At 71.1% G+C, this 18,146-nt stretch carries 19 protein-coding genes; 6 read left to right on the forward strand and 13 right to left on the reverse strand.

Annotation, left to right across the window (positions count from 1 at the left end):
• Positions 1-45: 45 nt before the first annotated feature.
• The 3 genes from moeZ to NLX83_RS04695 all read right to left on the reverse strand — a co-directional run bounded on the left by moeZ (position 46) and on the right by NLX83_RS04695 (position 3,462).
• Positions 46-1,224: an adenylyltransferase/sulfurtransferase MoeZ gene (moeZ, locus tag NLX83_RS04685; protein ID WP_254233630.1), complete on the reverse strand. Its 1,179-nt coding sequence runs from the start codon at positions 1,222-1,224 to the stop codon at positions 46-48.
• Positions 1,225-1,333: 109 nt separating this feature from the next.
• Complete coding sequence (locus tag NLX83_RS04690) at positions 1,334-2,413, reverse strand: DUF3152 domain-containing protein (protein ID WP_254233631.1); 1,080 nt, start codon at positions 2,411-2,413, stop codon at positions 1,334-1,336.
• Between the two features lie 53 nt (positions 2,414-2,466).
• Positions 2,467-3,462: an alpha/beta fold hydrolase gene (locus NLX83_RS04695; protein ID WP_254233632.1), complete on the reverse strand. Its 996-nt coding sequence runs from the start codon at positions 3,460-3,462 to the stop codon at positions 2,467-2,469.
• A gap of 111 nt (positions 3,463-3,573) precedes the next feature.
• On the opposite strand from NLX83_RS04695, the gene NLX83_RS04700 reads away from it, so the two are divergent.
• Entirely contained in the window at positions 3,574-4,218 is a 645-nt protein-coding gene (locus NLX83_RS04700) for a TetR/AcrR family transcriptional regulator (RefSeq protein WP_254233633.1), read from the forward strand.
• 48 nt (positions 4,219-4,266) lie between these two features.
• Here NLX83_RS04700 and NLX83_RS04705 read toward each other — a convergent pair whose 3' ends face one another.
• The 3 genes from NLX83_RS04705 to NLX83_RS04715 are packed head-to-tail and all read right to left on the reverse strand — an operon-like array spanning position 4,267 to position 6,910.
• Positions 4,267-5,154, reverse strand: a complete 888-nt coding sequence (locus NLX83_RS04705; RefSeq protein WP_254233634.1) for an alpha/beta fold hydrolase — start codon at positions 5,152-5,154, stop codon at positions 4,267-4,269.
• Between the two features lie 11 nt (positions 5,155-5,165).
• Positions 5,166-6,068 (reverse strand): AurF N-oxygenase family protein, encoded by a 903-nt coding sequence (locus NLX83_RS04710; protein WP_254233635.1) that lies wholly within the window; start codon positions 6,066-6,068, stop codon positions 5,166-5,168.
• On the reverse strand, positions 6,065-6,910 hold the full coding sequence (locus NLX83_RS04715) for an SDR family NAD(P)-dependent oxidoreductase (RefSeq protein WP_254233636.1): 846 nt from the start codon (positions 6,908-6,910) through the stop codon (positions 6,065-6,067). The genes NLX83_RS04710 and NLX83_RS04715 overlap by 4 nt, the downstream gene beginning before the upstream one ends.
• 62 nt (positions 6,911-6,972) lie before the next feature.
• Between NLX83_RS04715 and NLX83_RS04720 the strand changes: the two genes are divergently transcribed.
• Positions 6,973-7,716, forward strand: coding sequence for a TetR/AcrR family transcriptional regulator (locus NLX83_RS04720; protein ID WP_254233637.1), 744 nt, complete (start codon positions 6,973-6,975; stop codon positions 7,714-7,716).
• The gene (locus NLX83_RS04725) at positions 7,709-8,032 is read left to right on the forward strand and encodes a DUF4873 domain-containing protein (RefSeq protein ID WP_254233638.1); all 324 of its coding nucleotides are present in this window, start codon (positions 7,709-7,711) and stop codon (positions 8,030-8,032) included. The genes NLX83_RS04720 and NLX83_RS04725 overlap by 8 nt, the downstream gene beginning before the upstream one ends.
• Positions 8,033-8,289: 257 nt before the next feature.
• Here NLX83_RS04725 and NLX83_RS04730 read toward each other — a convergent pair whose 3' ends face one another.
• From NLX83_RS04730 to NLX83_RS04740, 3 genes are all read right to left on the reverse strand, one after another.
• A complete protein-coding gene (locus NLX83_RS04730) occupies positions 8,290-9,366 on the reverse strand; it encodes a hypothetical protein (RefSeq protein WP_254233639.1) in 1,077 nt (358 codons plus the stop codon).
• Positions 9,367-9,470: 104 nt separating this feature from the next.
• Positions 9,471-9,698 (reverse strand): DUF3107 domain-containing protein, encoded by a 228-nt coding sequence (locus tag NLX83_RS04735; RefSeq protein WP_254233640.1) that lies wholly within the window; start codon positions 9,696-9,698, stop codon positions 9,471-9,473.
• 110 nt (positions 9,699-9,808) lie between these two features.
• Positions 9,809-10,483 (reverse strand): ferritin-like fold-containing protein, encoded by a 675-nt coding sequence (locus tag NLX83_RS04740; protein WP_254233641.1) that lies wholly within the window; start codon positions 10,481-10,483, stop codon positions 9,809-9,811.
• Positions 10,484-10,800: 317 nt separating this feature from the next.
• Between NLX83_RS04740 and NLX83_RS04745 the strand changes: the two genes are divergently transcribed.
• The 3 genes from NLX83_RS04745 to NLX83_RS04755 are packed head-to-tail and all read left to right on the forward strand — an operon-like array spanning position 10,801 to position 15,177.
• On the forward strand, positions 10,801-12,594 hold the full coding sequence (locus NLX83_RS04745) for a DEAD/DEAH box helicase (RefSeq protein ID WP_254233642.1): 1,794 nt from the start codon (positions 10,801-10,803) through the stop codon (positions 12,592-12,594).
• Positions 12,594-14,243 carry an Rv3212 family protein gene (locus NLX83_RS04750; RefSeq protein WP_254233643.1) on the forward strand — a complete coding sequence of 550 codons (1,650 nt, stop codon included), beginning with the start codon at positions 12,594-12,596 and terminating at the stop codon, positions 14,241-14,243. The genes NLX83_RS04745 and NLX83_RS04750 overlap by 1 nt, the downstream gene beginning before the upstream one ends.
• Positions 14,244-14,274: 31 nt before the next feature.
• A complete protein-coding gene (locus tag NLX83_RS04755; protein WP_308209272.1) occupies positions 14,275-15,177 on the forward strand; it encodes an alpha/beta fold hydrolase in 903 nt (300 codons plus the stop codon).
• Between the two features lie 228 nt (positions 15,178-15,405).
• Here NLX83_RS04755 and NLX83_RS04760 read toward each other — a convergent pair whose 3' ends face one another.
• The 4 genes from NLX83_RS04760 to NLX83_RS04775 all read right to left on the reverse strand — a co-directional run bounded on the left by NLX83_RS04760 (position 15,406) and on the right by NLX83_RS04775 (position 18,129).
• Positions 15,406-15,708: a hypothetical protein gene (locus tag NLX83_RS04760; protein WP_254233644.1), complete on the reverse strand. Its 303-nt coding sequence runs from the start codon at positions 15,706-15,708 to the stop codon at positions 15,406-15,408.
• Positions 15,705-16,544 (reverse strand): RecB family exonuclease, encoded by an 840-nt coding sequence (locus tag NLX83_RS04765; RefSeq protein WP_254233645.1) that lies wholly within the window; start codon positions 16,542-16,544, stop codon positions 15,705-15,707. The genes NLX83_RS04760 and NLX83_RS04765 overlap by 4 nt, the downstream gene beginning before the upstream one ends.
• A gap of 14 nt (positions 16,545-16,558) precedes the next feature.
• Complete coding sequence (locus NLX83_RS04770) at positions 16,559-17,434, reverse strand: PHP domain-containing protein (protein ID WP_254233646.1); 876 nt, start codon at positions 17,432-17,434, stop codon at positions 16,559-16,561.
• A gap of 131 nt (positions 17,435-17,565) precedes the next feature.
• Entirely contained in the window at positions 17,566-18,129 is a 564-nt protein-coding gene (locus tag NLX83_RS04775) for a PH domain-containing protein (protein ID WP_254233647.1), read from the reverse strand.
• Positions 18,130-18,146: the final 17 nt, after the last annotated feature.

The raw sequence follows: 18,146 nt of genomic DNA on the forward strand, positions 1-18,146 counted from the left end.
GGAGAAGGGGCGCTTTTGGCTTAACAAGCGCCCCTTCGACCACAGCTAGTACGTCGGCAGGCTCGGGTCGATGTCCCTTGCCCAGCCCAGGACTCCGCCGCCGACGTGCACGGCGTCGCCGAAGCCCGCGCGGTGCAGCGCGGCGAGCGCCTCGGCCGAACGAGCGCCGGACTTGCAGTGCAGCACGATCGGCCGGTCCTGCGGCAGCTCGCCGAACGCCTCGCCGGAGAGGATCCGGTCCTTGGGGATCAGCACGGAGCCGGGGATCTTGACGATCTCGTACTCGTGCGGCTCGCGGACGTCGACCAGCACGAAGTCCTCCTTGCGGTCGAACTTCTCCTTGAGCTCGCGCGGCGTGATGGTCCGCCCGGCCGCCGCGTTCTGCGCCGCGTCGGAGACCACCCCGCAGAACGCCTCGTAGTCGATCAGCTCGGTGACCGGCTCACCGTTGGGGTCCTTGCGGATGCGGATGGTCCGGTAGGACATCTCCAGCGCGTCGAAGACCATCAGCCTGCCCAGCAGGGTCTCGCCGATGCCGGTGATCAGCTTGATCGCCTCGGTGACCATGATCGAGCCGATGGAGGCGCACAGCACGCCGAGCACGCCGCCCTCCGCGCAGGAGGGGACCATGCCGGGCGGCGGGGCCTCCGGGTAGAGGTCGCGGTACTGCACGCCCTCCGCGCCACCGGGCGGGTCGGCCCAGTACACGCTGGCCTGGCCCTCGAAGCGGAAGATCGAGCCCCAGACGTAGGGCTTGCCGAGCAGCACGCAGGCGTCGTTGACCAGGTACCGGGTGGCGAAGTTGTCCGTGCCGTCCAGGATCAGGTCGTAGTCGCGGAAGACGTCCAGGACGTTGTCCGCTTCCAGGCGCACCTGGTGCAGGTTGACCTTGACGAACGGGTTGACCTCGGCGATCGAGTCGCGGGCCGACTCCGCCTTGGGCCGCCCGAGGTCGGACTGGCCGTGGATGATCTGCCGGTGCAGGTTCGACTCGTCGACGGTGTCGAACTCGACGATGCCGATCGTGCCGACCCCGGCCGCGGCGAGGTACAGCAGCGCCGGACTGCCGAGCCCACCGGCGCCGACCACCAGCACCTTGGCGTTCTTCAGCCGCTTCTGACCGTCCACCCCGACCTCGGGGATGATCAGGTGGCGGCTGTAGCGGGCGACCTCCTCGTTGGTCAGCTCCGCAGCGGGCTCCACCAGCGGTGGCAGCGTCGACATGGGTGTTCCTCCTCGCCACATGGGCACCGAAAACGTCCCTGCGCTCGTCAACGCCCGTCTTACACGCGTTCTTCCACGTGGACCAGGCATCCCAGCAAATGGGAGCGGCTCAGGGGTTCGGCCACGGGTTGGGTTTGCACGTCTTCCCGTCGGCCTTGACCGCGTTCTTGTTGCCCGGGTCGTTCTGGTTGAGCAGGGCGACGTAGTCGTTGGCGACGCCGAAGGACTGCTGCATCATCACCGGCGCGACGCCGTTCTCCTCGGCGCAGCCGCGGTGCTGGTTGCGGAACACGTGCCCGACCTCGTGGTTGATCGCGTAGGTGCGGTACAGACCGAGGTCGGGGCCGTAGGCGATCGCTCCCCTGACCCACCTCGCGAGGTTGATGTAGACCCGGTCCTGCGTGCTGTTCCAGCAGGACGCCTCGTACTGGATCGTGTAGTTGCACACGTCGGGTCTGCGCGCGGTGTTCGGCGTGGTGAGGCTGATCCGGAAGTCCGGGGCCGGGGTGGTGCTGTCCACCCGCTGGAGCCGGACGCCGCTGCCGTTCTTGCTGCCCACCCAGCTCTTCGGGCTGCCGAGGATGCCGTCGACCACCCTGGCGAAGGCGTCCTCGCCCTGCACGACCGAGGTGTCGATGCCGTTCTCGATCTCGATCGTGTAGCGGTAGAGCTTGCCGGTGGTGCCCACCACGCCGGTGGAGCCGCGGACGACGCTGAAGGTGTTCGGTCCGGACTCGGCGTACTTCTCGCCGGTCTTGGGCAGCTCGGCCGTGGGGATGTTCACATCGATCTTGCCCGGCGGCGCCTCGGCGACCACGGGCTCCAGCTGCTCGGGTGGCTCCTCGCTGGAGCTGCTCTGCGGTCCGCCCCCGGCCTGCGAATCGGTGGGCGCGGTGCCGAAGTCGACGAAGGCGAGGACGGTCAGCACCACCAGCACGGGCAGCGCGTAGACCCGCCAGCCGTAGGTGGCGATGGCCCCGCCGACACCGGGCTTCTTCTTGGCCTTCGGCCGTTCGCGCTGCTCCTTGGGCTTCTCACCGTGCGGGTCCCAGGAGGCGACGAGCGGCTCGAACTGGGTGCGGCGCTCGCGCCGGACGCGCTGCGACTGCTGGACCTTCTGCGGCCGGACCGGACGAGCGGAGCCCCCGTTGTCGTGCGTTCCGCGTCGTCCGTGCTCCGTTCGGGTCACCGATCCAGATTGCCACAGCCGCCGAGGGGCCCGCGTGCGCGACCCTCCCGGGTTCACCATTCGTGGGCGTCGACCGCTTCGAGCATGCCGAGGAACGCCTTGGCCACCGTCCTCGGCCGCTCCATCTGCGCGACGTGCCCGGTCCTGGGCAGCACGAGCAGCCTGCCGCGCGGGAGCAGGCGGGCCGTCCGGGGCGCTTTGCGCACGCTGACCAGGCGGTCCTCCGTGCCCCACACCACCAGCGCCGGCTTGTCCACCTTGGGCAGCACGGTCCGCCAGACCGACCGGTGCGGCGGCGCCAGCCAGGACCTGATCAGCCCGTACGCGGTCCGGTCCAGCGCGTCGTTGGCCCAGTGCTGCCCGGCCCGGACGTGGTACTCCTGCTCGGCGAGCGCCCAGCGGCCCTCGGGGATCTCCTCGGTGCTGGCCATCACCAGTTTGGCCAGCCGCTCGGTGCGCATCCGCGCGGTGATCACCCCGACCTGGCGGCGCATCCTCGGCCCGATCAGCGGCATGTTCATCAGCAGGTAGCGCGGGTCGGAGACGCGCCGGGGGTCGGGGCGCAGGTCCGGCATGGCGGGCGAGACGAGCGTCAGGGTGCGCACCAGGTCCGGCCGCAGCGCCGCGATCCGCAGCGCGATCGCCCCGCCGAGGGAGTTGCCGAACAGGTGCACCGGTCCCAGCTCCAGACCGGCCAGGAACTTGATGATCATCGGCACCACGGAGGTGATGTCGTAGTCGTGGTCCGGCCCCGGCTCGGTCAGCCCGAACCCGGGAAGGTCGATCGCGATACCGGGAAACCTGCTGCCCAGCAGGGCCGCCAGGTCCGTCCAGTTGGTCGCGGAGCCACCGAGACCGTGGATGTAGAAGGCGGTCGCCGCGCCTGTGGTGCCGCCCTCCGGGCCGGGGGTCTCCCGCACGTGCAGCCGCACGCCGCCGGAGGTGAGGACCCGGCCCGGCCACCATTCGCGGGACAGGTCGACCTCGGGCAGGGCGGCCCTGGACAGCGGGATCCTGGTCAACGGCGCGCGCTCGGCTGTCCGGCTCATGGGACAAAGGATGCCGCGCGGCGGTGACATCTGACTACCAGCGAGTAAGGTCATGACAACCGTGCGGGCGGTGAACCCCGGCGGCACGGCAGGAGCACGGCTGGAGGCGGTATGACGGAGACGGCGCAGGGCAACGAGCAGGTGGCGCGTGGGGTTCGGCTGCCACGCACGGCCCGCCGGGCGCAGTTGCTCACGGCGGCGCAGGACGTGTTCGTGGCCAACGGCTACCACGCCGCGGCCATGGACGAGATCGCCGAGCGCGCCGGAGTCAGCAAGCCCGTGCTCTACCAGCACTTCCCGGGGAAGCTTGAGCTCTACCTCGCGTTGCTGGAGACGCACACCGACGAGCTGGTCCGCCGGGTGCGCGAGGCCATCGAGTCCACCACGGACAACAAGCTGCGGGTGCACGCCGCGGTGGCGGCGTACTTCGACTTCGTCGACGGCGAGGGCCAGGCGTTCCGGCTGGTCTTCGAGTCCGACCTGCGCCGCGAGCCCGCGGTGCAGGACGCGGTGGACCGGGCGACGAGCACCTGCGTCGACACGATCGTCGGCGCGGTCACGGCCGACGCCGGCCTCGACGAGGACCGGGCGCGGCTGCTGGCGATGGGCCTGGTCGGGCTGAGCCAGGTGACCGCGCGGTTCTGGCTGGACGCCAACCGCGTGGTGCCGAAGCAGGAGGCGATCTCGCTGATCGCGACCCTGGCCTGGAAGGGCATCGGTGGCGGTTACCCGATGCAGCAACAACAACAGCACTGACCGAACGGAGAAGGGGCGGGCCCGGTGGGGCCCGCCCCTCATTCGCGTCTAGCCGACCGGAACCGCGGACCTGACCATCCCGGCCAGGTGCCGCGCGGCCTCCCGACTGCGCTCCACCGGCACCATGTGCCCGGCGCCCGGGTAGATCACCAGCTCCGCGCGCGGCAGCTGCTCGGCGATCACCCGTGAGTGCTCCGGCGGGGTGAGCCGGTCCCGGCCGCCGGTCAGCACCACCACCGGCACCTCGCTCAGCACCGCCAGCGCCTTCGCCCGGTCGTGCAGCAGCACGTCGCTGAGGAATCCGTGCAGGGTCAACGGGTGCGATCCCGCGATGATCTCCGAGGTCTCGCGCAGGTGCACGCGGTCGTAGCCGACGCCGAAGAGCAGCCACCGCAGGTACGGCCGCAGCAGGGCGGGCGGCCCGAGCTTGCGCACCCCGCGCCGCTCCAGCAGCTGTCCGTGGACGAGCTGCGCTTTGATCATCGCCCGCGCGACCGGAGCGGGAACGCCCGGCGTCTGCTTGCCGAGGTCACCGCTGGAGGTGTTGACGAACTCCACGCCCGCCACCCGCGCCGCGAACAGCTCCGGGTGCCGCTCGGCCAGCGCCATGATCGTCATCCCGCCGATCGAGTGCCCGGCGAGCACCACCGGACCGGTCGGCACGACCTCGGTCAGCACCTCGGCGAGGTCGTCGGCCAGGTGCGCGATCGTCGTGCTGCCCGGTTCCGGCGCGGCGGAGTCGCCGTGGCCGCGGTGGTCGTAGCGCAGCACCCGGACCGGGCCGCCGACCTCCTCCGGGAGCAACTGCGCGACACGCGCCCACGTGCGCCTGCTCAGCGTCCACGCGTGCAGCAGCAACACCGTGACCGGCGCGTCCGGTTCCCCGGTCTCCTCGATGACCAGCCGCGTCCCGTCGCTGGTGGTGAAGGTCCGCATCCGCCCCTCCGCTACTTCCCGATGAAGAACGACTTGCGCCACAACCGCATCCCCGGCGCGCCCAGCAGTCCGACCTCGTCGACGAAGGGCACCAGGCGCTCCGCGGACCACTTCATCGTCTCCTGGTGGTGCGGATTCGACAGCGCGGCCTTGCGGCCGACCTTCGGATCGATCCCCACCGCGCGGTAGACCTCGGGGTTGATCAGCGTGCGCGAGACGTAGTACGCCATGGCGCCCGCCTGGTACCGGTGCACGGCCAGCTCCGCCTTGGACAGTCCTTCCATGCCGCGCACGATCTCCTCGCGGGCGTAGCGGACGTGCCGCGCCTCCTCCAGCACGTGGATCCGGTTGATCATCCGGACCAGCGGCTGCACCGACTCGTCGGCCATGGACTCGCGCTGGATGCGGTCCAGGATCTCCTCGGCGATGAGGATGCCCGCGAACATCGACGGTCCCCAGCCGATCGTCTTCAGGACGCGGCCGAGGAAGTGCGGGGTGCGCTGCGGCCCGTAGGCGGGGCAGCCGAGGCGCTCGACCGCCCTGGCGAACATGATCGAGTGGCGGCACTCGTCGGCGATCTCGGTCAGCGCGTACTGCACGTGCCTGCTGGTCGGATCCATGCTGTAGGTGTGCCTGATCAGCAGCTGCATCAGGATCATCTCGAACCAGATCCCGTTGCTGGCGACGCTGGCGACCTCGTGCTTGGACAGCTCGATCCGCTGTTCCTCGGAGAGCTGGTCCCATAACTGCGTGCCGTAGAGCGAAACCCGGTTCGGCGGGGTGTAGTAGGCGCCGTCGACCAGCGGAGCTTCCCAGTCGATGTCGAGGTCGGGGTCGTAGGAGTTCTTCGCCGAGGAGTTCAGCAGCCGCTCGGCCGTCTTCTCCCGGTCCGCGACCTGTAGTGCACGGCTCATCGCTTGGTCACCTTCTCCCGATCGGTCCGAATCATTCGTTGTGCCAGCGCCACGGCGTCGTACTCCCCGCGCCGCAGGTCCCGGCCGTGCCGCGCCAGCACGACGCGGTCGACCAGCGCGGGCAGCGCCCTGGCGAACCTGGTGGTGGCCCCGCCGAGGCGGGTGGTGCCGACGTCCCTCGGCGGTCTGCGGGCCTCCAGCACCCGCACCGCCGTGTTGATCACGTCTTCGAGCCGCTCCGCGGGCACCTTCCCCTCCAGGGCGGTCCCCGCGGCCTGGCTCTCGCGGTGGATCGGCGTGCGCACGTAGCCCGGGTAGAGCGTGGTCACGTCCACCGCCGAGCCGTACTCGATGCGCACCGAGTCCGCGTAGGCGACCAGCGCGCGCTTTGACACGGTGTACGCGCTGGCGAACGGCGCGGTGACGTACGCGAGACCCGAAGCCGTGAACACCAGGCGAGGCCGGTAGCCGCTGGATCGGCTCTCCAGCAGTGCGGGCAGGGCCGCGGCGGTGACCCGCCAGGCGCCGAGCAGGTTGACCTCGAACGTCCGCCGCACCTTCTCGCCCGGCGGGTCGCCGCTGTCCACTGGCAGCCCGATGCCCGCGTAGTGCACCACCGCGTCCAGCCCGCCGAGCTGTTCCACCGCGTGGGCGACGGCCACTTCGGTGGCGTCGTCGTCGGTGAGATCGCAGCTCAGCACGTCTTCGTCGGCGGTGACATCAAGGCCGAGCACCTCGGCCCCGCGCAGCCGCAGCGCGGCCAGCGTGGCACTGCCGAACGCCCCGGCCGCCCCGGTGACCAGCACCCGGCGCCCGGCGAGAGGGGAGGGAGCAACCGCCATGCCGCGAACTCCTTCGAATTGTGTAACCACAAGTAACAGCTACTACTGGTAACGTCCCCGCTATGGCCGGATCTGTCAAGGGCAAGCGCGGACAACCCGACGCCAGGCGGGAGCGCTGGAAGGAGCACCGCAGCGCGCGCCGGGCGGAGTTCGTCGAAGCCACCATCAGCGCGCTGCGCGAGCACGGCCCGGACGTGGGCATGGACGAGATCGCCGCGGCGGCCGGGGTCACCAAACCCGTGCTGTACCGGCACTTCTCCGACAAGGCCGATCTCTACGTCGCGGTCGGCCAGCACGCGACGGAGCTGCTGATGGAGCGCCTCATCCCGGCGCTGGAGGAGCTCGGAACGATCAACGAGATCATCCACCGGGGCATCGACGCGTACCTGTGCACCATCGAGGAGCAGCCGGAGCTCTACCGCTTCATGATCCGCGGCGGCTTCGCGGACCGGCCGCTGGAGCAGAACCCGGCCACCGCGACCGAGGACATGATCGCCACGAAGCTGGCCCGGCTGCTCGGCGTGTACATGCGGCTGCTGCAACTGGACTCCGGCGCGGCGGAGCCGTACGCGTTCGCGCTGGTCGGAGCCGTGGAGAAGGCCGGGGAGTGGTGGTTGGAGCGGCAGTCGATGAGCCGGGAGAACCTGCGGGACTACCTGGCGCAGATCGTCTGGCACGCCATCGACGGCGCGGCGCGGACGGGCGGGATCGAACTGGACCCCGACCAGCCGCTGGACGAGTTGGTGCCGCAGGAAGGGGCGCAGTTGACCGTGATCAGGGGCGAGGCGGGAGGCACCGGTGACTGACGAACACGACCACGACGAGGACGGCTACAGCGGTCCGGCGACCCTGGTCACCAAGGATGGCGAGGCCGTCGTCGAGGTGCGCCTGGCAGGCCACTTCGAACCCATCGACGGCCGCTACCACTGGTACGGCCGGTTGGCCGCGAACGGCAAGGTGACCGAGGCCGCGGAGAAGCACCGCCGCGCGGTCGTGCTCCGAACCCCGCACGGCGAGGCCGTCGGCGCCCTGTCCGACCAGGACCCCTGGGGCCGCTTCCGCATCACCGGCCTGGGCCGCCCCCCGTTCGAGGTCCTGGAAACCCTCCCCGACGAGGACTGACCGCCCCGCACGGCCGATGTCCCAATGTCTTTTACAAAGAGACACATGTCCCTATGTAAAAGACATTGACTTCGTGGGCGTCAGACACCACCAAGCTGATCACCAGCGAACTCCGATCGTGGCGTCGAAGCCCGATGGAGATGGGTTTCCCCGCCAACTGGGAATCAGAGTCGCTCTGGCGCGGCCTGGCCTGTTCTGGCTGACCTGAGGGACGCGGAACGCGGACTGACCGCCCCGGCGGACCGGGGCGGTGAGCCTCACTTCAGCTGCCCCGGCTTGAGCCGCTCGGAGGGCCAGGACGGTCCCTTCGGCTTGCCGAGTTGGCTCGTCTCCGGCACCGGGAGCTTGCCGTCCCACAGGTACTCCACCCGCCGCGCGGATCCCTCCGCTCCGGTCGGGTCGTACTTCGGCTCGTAGCTCAGCTGCTCGGAGTACGCGGGCAGCAGGGTCTTCGGGTCCAGGTAGAACACCATCTCGGTCGTGCCGGAGCTGTTGCCCATGGGGTAGTAGGGGTGGTCGTCGAACGAGAGCTTCGTCTGCTGGAACGCCCAGATGAAGATCTGCGACCCCGCCCGTCCACTGCTGGTCTCGACCACGCTGAACACCACCGGGAAGCGGACGTACTGCTTGCCCTCCCGAGGGACCACGGTGGGCTTGCCGGGATTGAGGAAGCCCTCCGACTTGTGCAGGTACGCCAGGAATGCCTGCGCCTGCGTCTCGTTCATCCCACCGGGGAACAGACCGTTGCCGATCTTGCCGCCCATCTCCACCCCCTTGATGGGGTCGCACGGCCCGGCTTCGGCGATGGCGCCGTCGTAGCGGACCCGGCGCTTGGCGCCGTCGACGCAGGCGTTCGTCTCGTCGAGGAAGTTCATCTTGCGCTGCCGGTAGTCGAACCCGCCCTCGACGATCTTGCCTTCGTAGGGCTGCCCCGCCAGGTACGGCGCGATCTGGCTGAGCACGACCGACTCGATCCTGGTGTGCACCACGGGCTGGGTGAGCAACGTCGTGATCAGCTCGTCGAGGAGCTTCTTCGGGTCCATCTTGACGACGTCGGCCTCGGTCCGCTCCTGGCCCTTACCGCCTCCGGCCTGCGACGAGTCCGCTCCACCACCGCCGAACAGCGCCCAGCCACCGACGCCCAGACCGGCCACGAGCACGACCACCAGCGACACGATCAGGGCCGTCCGTCCCCGTCGCGGCCGAGGCGGTGCCGGGGGCGGCTGCTGCGGTGGGTACGGGTAGGGCTGCTGCCGCGGGTAAGGCGGTCCGGGCTGGTAGGGCCCCTGCGGGCCGGGCTGTCCCGGCCATCCCGGGCCCTGAGGTGCGGTCATGGCGCGGATTGTCACATCGACCCCGGCCGAACGGCCCAGGCTTCAGCCCAACGTGAAGGCCCGCCTCCCCGGTGCGGGGCGACGGGCCTTCACGGTGCGAGGACCTACGGAACGGCGAAGCCGACGCGGCGGACGTCGGCCGCGCCGATCTCGATGTAGGAGACCTTGCTCGCCGGGATGATGAAGCGCTTGCCCTTGTCGTCGGTCAGGGAGAGCACGCCGCCTTCCCTGCGAAGCGAGTCGGCGACCAGCTCCTCGACCTCGTCCTGAGACAACGCGCTTGAGACGACCAGCTCACGCGGGCTGTACTCGACGCCGATCTTGACCTCCACGCCGACCTCCGTGCTGAAAAGTCCGAATAAGAGACGGTTGCCAGGCTAGTCCAGGGCGTCCGTGGCCCACCGTGGCACCACCCGGCTTGCGCTGAAGGCGGAACCGGGAATCACCCGAGACCGAGCGCCTGCATCCGCTGCCCGTGGTTGTTCTGCAGCCTGCGGATCAGCGTGCCGATGCCGGAGAGGTCGCCGGTGCCCCTGATGATCAGCTCGGCGAGGCCGTCGCGCTCCGCGGCGACGTGCTGGGCCTGGGTGACCGCCTCGCCGAGCAGGCGCCGCCCCCACAGGGCGAGCCGGTCGCGGACCTTGCGGTCGGTCTCGCAGGCGGCGAGGACCTCGCGCTCGGCGAAGGCGGAGTGGCCGGTGTCGGCGAGCACGTCCAGCACCAGCTGCTTGGTCGCCGGGTCCAGCCACTCGGCGATCTCGCGGTAGAAGTCCGCGGCCAGGCCGTCGCCGACGTAGGCCTTGACCAGGGACTCCAGCCAGGAGCGCGGGGCGGTGGAGGCGTGGAAGGCGTCCAGCGGGGCCTGGAACGGGGCCATGACCTCCTCGATGCGCAGGCCGCGCCGGGCGAGGAACTGCTCGAGCTGCCGGTAGTGGCCCATCTCCGCGCCCGCCATCCCGGCCAGCGCGGCGCGCCCGGCCAGCGTCGGGGCGCTGCGCGCGTCCTCGGCCATCCGGTCGAAGGCAGAGAGCTCGCCGTAGGCCAGCACGCCGATCAGGTCGACGACGCCGGGATCAAGGGGCTCGGTGTCCGGTTTCTGCAGGTCCGCCTCGGTCATGGGAGTGAGCGTATCGGGCAGCGCGGAGCACACCCGGATGGCTGAGCGGACGACGCCGGAGCGTGAGACACGTCCTAACGGTATGCGTACAGCGCTGGTCGTCTGGCATTTCCCGGGTAGACTCCCGACCCAGACGCACGACGACTGCCTGAGTGAAGCCGCCGGTGATGAGTACATCGCCCGCTCTCCAGGCCGCGTCGGCGACGAAGGTGGCGGAGAGGAACCGTCACCGCGACAGGGCGCGCGTATCGCCTCGTCAAGCCCTCCCGCGCGGGAGGTCCACCCAGTGGACGCCACGCCGCGGTTGAGCGCCGCTCATGGCATGCGCGCAAGGCACGAGAGAGGCGATCACTCTGACCGTCAGCAGCAACACCAAGACCGGCACCACCGAGACCGACGACCCCGTCGAGGCGATCGTCGCCGAGGTGCTCGCCGAGGCCCATCCCCTGCGTGCGGCGGCCGTCGTCACCGACGACGCCCCCACGTTCGCCGAGCTCGGCGTGCACGACAAGATCGTCAAGGCGCTCGGCGAGGCCGGTATCGAGCGGACCTTCGCCATCCAGAAGCTGACCCTCCCGCTGGCGCTGGCCGGCGAGGACGTCATCGGCCAGGCGCGCACCGGCACCGGCAAGACCCTGGGCTTCGGCGTGCCCGCGCTGCAGCGCCTGGAGCTGCCCGGCGACGGCACCCCGCAGGTGCTCGTGGTCGTGCCGACCCGTGAGCTGTGCCTCCAGGTGACCGCCGACCTCAAGGACGCGGGCAAGTACCTCAAGGCGCGCGTGCTCCCGGTCTACGGCGGACGCCCGTACGAGCCGCAGATCGCCGCGTTGCGCAAGGGCGTCGACGTGGTCATCGGCACCCCGGGCCGACTGCTGGACCTGGCCGAGCAGCGCCACCTGGTGCTGGGCAAGGTCCGCACCCTGGTGCTGGACGAGGCCGACGAGATGCTCGACCTCGGCTTCCTCCCGGACATCGAGCGCGTGCTGCGGATGGTTCCGGACAAGCGGCAGACCATGCTGTTCTCGGCGACCATGCCGGGCCCGATCATCACGCTGGCCAGGACCTTCCTCAGCCAGCCGACGCACATCCGGGCCGAGGAGGTGGACGCCAGCGCCGTGCACGAGCGCACCACGCAGTTCGTCTACCGCGCGCACTCCCTGGACAAGGTCGAGGTCGTCTCCCGGGTGCTCCAGGCCGAAGGCCGCTCCCTCACGATGATCTTCACCAGGACCAAGCGCACCGCGCAGAAGCTCGCCGACGACCTCGCCGAGCGCGGGTTCGCGGTCGCGCCGGTGCACGGTGACCTGGGCCAGGGCGCTCGCGAGCAGGCGCTGCGCGCGTTCCGCTCCGGCAAGGTGGACGTGCTGGTCTGCACCGACGTCGCCGCCCGCGGCATCGACGTCGAGGGCGTCACGCACGTGGTCAACTACCAGTGCCCCGAGGACGAGAAGACCTACGTGCACCGGATCGGCCGCACCGGCCGGGCCGGCCGCACCGGCGTCGCGGTCACCCTGGTCGACTGGGACGAGGAGCCGCGCTGGAAGTCCATCAGCGAGGCGCTCGAACTGGGCAAGCCGGAGCCGGTGGAGACCTACTCCACCTCCGACCACCTGTTCAGCGACCTGGGCATCCCGACCGACACCTCCGGCAGGCTGCCGTTGGGCCAGCGCACCCGCGAGGGCCTGGCCGCCGAGGAGCTGGACGAGGAGCCGCGCCGCGGCCGCGGTGCCAAGCGGAGCGAGGCGAAGCCGAAGCCGAAGCGCGAGCGGGTCCGCAGGCGCACCAGGGGCGGCCTCGCCGGCGACGCGGACGATGAGGAGAACGGTGACGCCAAGGCGTGCACCGCCGAGCCCCCCGCGGCCACCGCCGAGGCCGGTGACGAGACCCGGCCGACCACCCCGCGCAGGCGCAGGCGCCGGACCAGGGCCGGAGGCGGAAACGCCGAGGGTGGCCAGGCCGCAGACGGGGGCCAGGAACCGGCCGCCGCACGCGCCCAGGAAGATGGGGACAGCAGCGCGACCGAGCGCCCGGCCCGGCGTCGGCGCAGCAGGCGTCGCGCGGGCGTGGAGACCACCGGCGAGCAGGCCGTGGCGGCGAGCGGCGAGGAGTGATGCGGGTGACGGGCCCTGGGCAGCACGGCGATCAGAACCAGCCGACCAGCCACGACCCGGAGCCCGTCTCCCCCGCACCCCCCGACGCAGCACGCTCTGACACAGCGCTCCCCGACACAGCACCTTCCGGCGAGGCGGCCGCGGCCCGGGACGACACAGCTCGGGACACGGCCGTCCTGAACACGGCGGGCCTGGACACCCCGGCGTCCGGCACAGCGACCCCGGACGCCCCGGGCCCAGCCGCGAACGCTGACGCCACAGACGCGGGCACAGCGGACCTGGACACGCCGCCCTTGGGCACAACGGTCCCGGCAGCCGCGGCGTCCCACGCCGCCGTGAACCCGGACCCGTGGCACGCGCACGAAGCCGTTGACGTGGCCACCGAGCCCGTCGCCGAGCAGCGCCCGCAGGTGCCCGCGCGGTCCTTCCACCGCAGGGCCGACTACGTCGTCGCGGCGCTGATCGCGGTCGCGGTGCTGGTCGCCGCCTTCATCGTCCGACAGAGCGGTGACGCGGCCGCGACCGTCTCGCGGACCAGCGCCGAGCCGATGTACCAACTGCCGCAGCCCACCGCGCTGCCGCCGTCCTTCGCCGAGGTCTGGCGGGCGCCGAGCTCGGCGACCTTCGCCCCGGTGGTGGCCGGGCCCGCCGTCGTGACCGGCGAGGGCGGCGAGATGGCCGGTCGCGACCCGCTGACCGGCGAGAAGAAGTGGTCCTACGCGCGCGACCTGCCGCTGTGCACGGTCGGCATGTCGTGGGGGCAGGCGTTCGCGATCTACACGAAGCAGGGCTGGACCGGCGGCAGCGGCCCGCAGTCGGGCAACTGCAGCGAGATCACCGGCGTCGACCCGGCGACCGGCAAGCGCGCGCTGGCCCGCAACGGCAACGCCCCGATCGGCACCCGGCTGCTCAGCGACGGCACCCACCTGGTGATGACCGGGAAGCGGCTGATCGAAGTGGTGCGCTTCGACCTGGTCAAGACGCTGGAGTACGGCAAGGTCGAGGCGGAGATCCAGCCGAACAAGCAACCGAGGACCAACTGCGAGTTCGGCTCCGTCGCGCTCGGTGGCAGCAGGCTCGGCGTGATCGAGCGCTGCCCAGACGACCTGGGCGACCGGCTGACGATGCAGAAGCCCAACCCCAAGGACTGGGACGCCCCCGAGGTCGCGTTCAGCACCGTGCTCAACGGCAGGGGCGCACGGCTGGTGGCGATCACCGAGGACCGCACCGTGATCGCGCTGCCCGGTCCCCCTCGGCTGGTCACCTACGACACCAACGGCACCCAGACCGACGAGCAGCCGCTGGCCATCCCGGACTCCGACCTGGCGGGCGACCCGCCGGGGCAGGTGCCGCCGGTGGTCGAGGGCAGCGCGAACTCGTACTGGTTCACCGGTTCGAAGCTGATCGCGCTGTCCTCGAAGGAGCTTCGTCCACAGTGGACGGTGGAGAACGTGGTCGGCTCGCCGACGCTGTTCTCCGGCAGGCTGGTGGTGCCGGTGCCGGACGGGTTGCTGGTGCTGGACGCGGTCACCGGCGCGCGGATCGGTTCGGTTCCGGTGCGCCGTGACCAGCCCGGCCCGGTCGCGCTGGCGACGGCCGGTCCGGTGATCCTCGAACAGCGTGCGGGGACTCTCGTCGCGTTGCGGTGAAACCGGGCGCGCTCTGGGAGAGAATCAACGGGTGACCGTGCCGTTCCCATCTCCACTCACCCCGCACCGCGGCACCAGGGTCGAGCTGCCAAGCCGCTACGGCCCGATCGCCGCGCTCCGGGCCATGCCGGATCCCTCAGCGGATCTCGGCGCCGTCGCGCTGCTCGTGCCCGGCTACCCGGGGTCCAAAGAGGACTTCGCGCCGCTGCTCGACCCGATCTCCGACGCCGGGTTCGACGTCGTCGCGATCGACCTGCCCGGGCTGAACGAGTCCGGCGGCCCCGAGGAGGAGGCGGCCTACCGCCCCGGCGCGCTCGGCGAGGTGGTCGCGGAGCTGATCACCGATCTCGGCGACGGCGGGACCAGGCCGGTGCTGCTGCTCGGGCACTCCTTCGGCGGCCTGGTGACACGGGCGGCGGTGCTCGTGGGCGCGCGGATCGCCGGGCTGACGCTGCTGTGCTCGGGACCGAGCGAGCTGCCGGACGGCGACCGCAGGCAGGCGATCATCGAGGGTGAGCCGATCCTGCGCACCAAGGGCATGGCCGCGGCGCAGGAGCTGCGGGAGGCCCGTGACGCGCGCAGGCCGGGCTGGGCGCACGTGCCGCAACGGCTCAAGGAGTTCTACCGGCGCCGGTTCCTCGCATCGAAGCCGGCGGGGCTGCTCGGGATGGCTGACGGCCTGCGCTACGAACCGGACCTGGTGCCGAAGCTCGGCGTCGTCCTCCAGTCGTCCGGCACGCCGAGCCTGGTGGTCTGCGGCGAGGGCGACGACGTCTGGCCGGTGAGCGCGCAGCGGGACATGGCCGAGCGCCTGGACGCGGACTTCGCGGTCCTGGCGGGCGCGGGCCACTCCCCCAACGTCGAGAACCCCGAGGCCCTGCTGGCGACCCTGCTGCCGACCTGGCGAGCCTGGCTCACCGAGAAGACCCCCTGACCGAAGCACTCCCGTCACCGCGGTTGACCCGTCTTCAAGTACCCCCGACCCCCACCCAGAACATCGCTAACCACAGCAGACCCAGCCGCCGTTCGCCGCGCGAACTCCGCTCCGGACGCGCGCGCCCGCAGTGGACTGCCGGGGTTGGGGGCGGTTAGCGATCGCTGGGGGTGGGGTTCGTAGGACTTGAAGACCGTCACACCGCGCTGGGAGTGGGGTGCGGCGCGGTCAGGACCACCACCAGAACCAGAGGGTGGCGGCCGCGATGACGTAGACGCCGAAGATCATGGCGAGTCCGATGCGGCCGGGCTCGTGGTCGGAGCGCTGTTGCAGCACCACCATCACGGCCGCGACCACCAGGTGGCCGACCACCTCGGCGACGCCCGGCCCGGGTATCCCGGTCGCGCCCGCGTAGACCTGCGCGATCACCATCGCCAGCGCCAGCACCGCCATCCCGGCGGCGAGCGAGCCCGCCACGCCGCTGAGCAGGCGGCGGGCCAGCGAGTTGCGGCGACCGATCGCGGGGCTCATGGCGCCAGCGTCGCCCACGGCTCCACCTCCGGTGCCGCACCCTGCCCCTCCGGGCAGTGCCTGCGGAAGTCGCACCACGAGCACTGCCTGCCGGGCGTCGGCGGGAACAGCACGTCCCGGTCCCCGCCCGCCGCGAGCGTGTCCGCGGCGAGCGACAGGTCCTCCGCGGCCTCCTCGGCGCGGCTGAGGTGCCTGCCGAGGGACTCCTCGGTGTGCTCCCACACCGCGACCTCGCCGGAGGGCAGGTGGTGCAGCTCGACCCGGCGGCACGGGCGGCGCAACGTGCGGCGCGCGGCGATGGCGTAGAGCGCCAGGGCCTGCGAACCGCGCGCGTCGTCAACGCCGAGCGCGTGCCTGCCGGTCTTGTAGTCCACGATCACCAGCTCGCCGTCGCGCAGGTCGATGCGGTCGACCCGGCCCTCGGCGACGATCTTCTCCGTGGGGGTGGAGACCCAGCGCTCCAGGCCGATCGGCTCCATCCCCGGCGGCAGCCCGCGCACGTAGTCGGCGACCCACCGCTTGGCCCGGTCGCGGTAGACCTCGGCCTGCTCGGCGTCCCGGAACCCGTCGCTCTTCCAGCACCTGCGCACCAGGTCCGCGGCCTGCTCCTCGCTGCGGCGCTCCTGCGGCAGGTCGAAGTAGCCCTTCAGGGCGTTGTGCACCACCGCGCCCAGCGTGCTGCTGGCCCAGGGCCCGCCGCGCTTCGGGGCGGGCCGGTCGAGGTAGGCCATCCGGTACCGGCGAGGGCAGTCGCTCCAGGTCGCCAGCTTCGCCGGGGTCACCTTCACCAGCCTGCGCGGCATTCCTCCGAGATCAAGACCCAGCTGCCCGTCCACCCATCCCACGGTACTCAGGACAGCTGTTGCTCCCACACCGGGCAGGAACCGGGCTTGGCGCGCGCGACCAACGCCTCGAACTGCTCGGGGTCGGTCGTCTCCTGGCCGAGCCGGATCGTCTTGTTCGTGCCGTGGTAGTCGCTGGAGCCCGTCATCACCAGCCCCAGCTCGGCGGCGAGGGCCCGCAGCTCGGCGCGGGTCGGCTCGTCGTGGTCGGGGTGGTCGACCTCGACGCCGGAGAGCCCGAACTCGACGAGGTCGGCGACGACTCCCGGCGTGACGACCGGGCCCCGCGCCCTGGCGAAGGGGTGCGCGAGCACCGTGACCCCACCGGCGTCGGCGATCATCGAGATCGCCCGCTCGACCGGGGTGTCGGTGCGCGGCAGCAGGTAGGAGCCGCCGGAGCCCAGGAACCGGTCGAACGCCTCGTCCACCGAACCGACCACGCCCGCCCGCATCAGCGCCTGGGCCAGGTGCGGGCGCCCGGCGGGAACGTCCGGCGGCAGCGCGGCCATCAGCTCGTCGGGGTCCACCGGGAACCCGTCCGCGGCCATCCGCCCGGCCATCCGGTGCAGCCGCTGCCTGCGCTCCAGCCGCAGCCGCGTCTGCTCGACGACCAGCGGCTCGGAGGCGGGATCGAACAGGTAGGCCAGCAGGTGGACGGTGACGGAGCCGCCGAGCCCGTCCGGCGACTCGCAGGAGAGCTCGGCGCCGGGGAGCATGCGCATCCCGGGCGGCAGGGCGGCCAGCGCCTCGGACCAGCCCGCGGTGGTGTCGTGGTCGGTCACCGCGATCACGTCGAGCCCGGCGAGCGCGGCCGCCTCGATCAGCCCCGCGGGCGAGTCGGTGCCGTCGGACGCCGTGGAATGGGTATGCAAGTCGATCCGCACCCCAGGAGTCTGCTCCACGACCCGGGAAAACACAGAACCCCCCGGCCAGGCGTCTGCCTGGCGGAGGGTTCCACGGCTGGCCACCAACCCCGTGCGGCCAGCCGTTGTCGTGCCTGTCTAGAGCGGAACCATCAGCCTGTCGCGCGCTTGCTCAACGCGGCCTTCTTCTTGGCCTGCATCATCGAGAACCGCTCGGCCTGGGCCTTCTTGTCACCGAAGACGAGCTCGGAGATGGCGTCGTAGACCTCCTCCGGGCGGGGCAGGTACTCGATCCGGTTGAGCGCCTGGATCTGACCCGCCGACTCGACGACGATCGTGCCGTAACCCCACATGCGACCGCTGAGGCTGCGCTCGTAGGTGAGGTCGGTGACCTTGCCGATCGGCATCATCGCCACCTTGGTGGTGAAGACGCCGTTGGTGAGCATGAAGCGCTTGTCCGTCACGACGATGCGCTCGACCCACCACTCGATCACGAAGTAGGCGAACCGAAGAAGTACGAACAGGGCGGCGTACCACAGGATGTTCTGCAGCAGCCACTGACCCGCCGGGAGCAGGTACGAGATCATCACGGCGCCGGCGAGCAACGCGACGGTCTCGAAGATGTCCCACAGCAGGGTGGCCCAGTGTCGGCGCACCCTGATGATCCGTCGCTCGGTTTCGAGCAGGTACTCGTCGGGATCGCGAGGTGCGAACACGGTCTCACCGCCCTGTC

This window comes from Allokutzneria sp. A3M-2-11 16, assembly GCF_024213555.1.
Lineage (GTDB): Bacteria > Actinomycetota > Actinomycetes > Mycobacteriales > Pseudonocardiaceae > Allokutzneria.

What these genes read in the sequence shown, in the direction of transcription:
- NLX83_RS04710 (WP_254233635.1), bottom strand. Translation starts at nt 6,068, where the DNA reads ATGAGCCGTGCACTACAGGTCGCGGACCGGGAGAAGACGGCCGAGCGG.
- NLX83_RS04740 (WP_254233641.1), bottom strand. Translation starts at nt 10,483, where the DNA reads ATGACCGAGGCGGACCTGCAGAAACCGGACACCGAGCCCCTTGATCCC.
- NLX83_RS04695 (WP_254233632.1), bottom strand. Translation starts at nt 3,462, where the DNA reads ATGAGCCGGACAGCCGAGCGCGCGCCGTTGACCAGGATCCCGCTGTCC.
- NLX83_RS04715 (WP_254233636.1), bottom strand. Translation starts at nt 6,910, where the DNA reads ATGGCGGTTGCTCCCTCCCCTCTCGCCGGGCGCCGGGTGCTGGTCACC.
- NLX83_RS04760 (WP_254233644.1), bottom strand. Translation starts at nt 15,708, where the DNA reads ATGAGCCCCGCGATCGGTCGCCGCAACTCGCTGGCCCGCCGCCTGCTC.
- NLX83_RS04750 (WP_254233643.1), top strand. Translation starts at nt 12,594, where the DNA reads ATGCGGGTGACGGGCCCTGGGCAGCACGGCGATCAGAACCAGCCGACC.
- NLX83_RS04730 (WP_254233639.1), bottom strand. Translation starts at nt 9,366, where the DNA reads ATGACCGCACCTCAGGGCCCGGGATGGCCGGGACAGCCCGGCCCGCAG.
- NLX83_RS04745 (WP_254233642.1), top strand. Translation starts at nt 10,801, where the DNA reads ATGGCATGCGCGCAAGGCACGAGAGAGGCGATCACTCTGACCGTCAGC.
- NLX83_RS04705 (WP_254233634.1), bottom strand. Translation starts at nt 5,154, where the DNA reads ATGCGGACCTTCACCACCAGCGACGGGACGCGGCTGGTCATCGAGGAG.
- NLX83_RS04700 (WP_254233633.1), top strand. Translation starts at nt 3,574, where the DNA reads ATGACGGAGACGGCGCAGGGCAACGAGCAGGTGGCGCGTGGGGTTCGG.
- NLX83_RS04720 (WP_254233637.1), top strand. Translation starts at nt 6,973, where the DNA reads ATGGCCGGATCTGTCAAGGGCAAGCGCGGACAACCCGACGCCAGGCGG.
- moeZ (WP_254233630.1), bottom strand. Translation starts at nt 1,224, where the DNA reads ATGTCGACGCTGCCACCGCTGGTGGAGCCCGCTGCGGAGCTGACCAAC.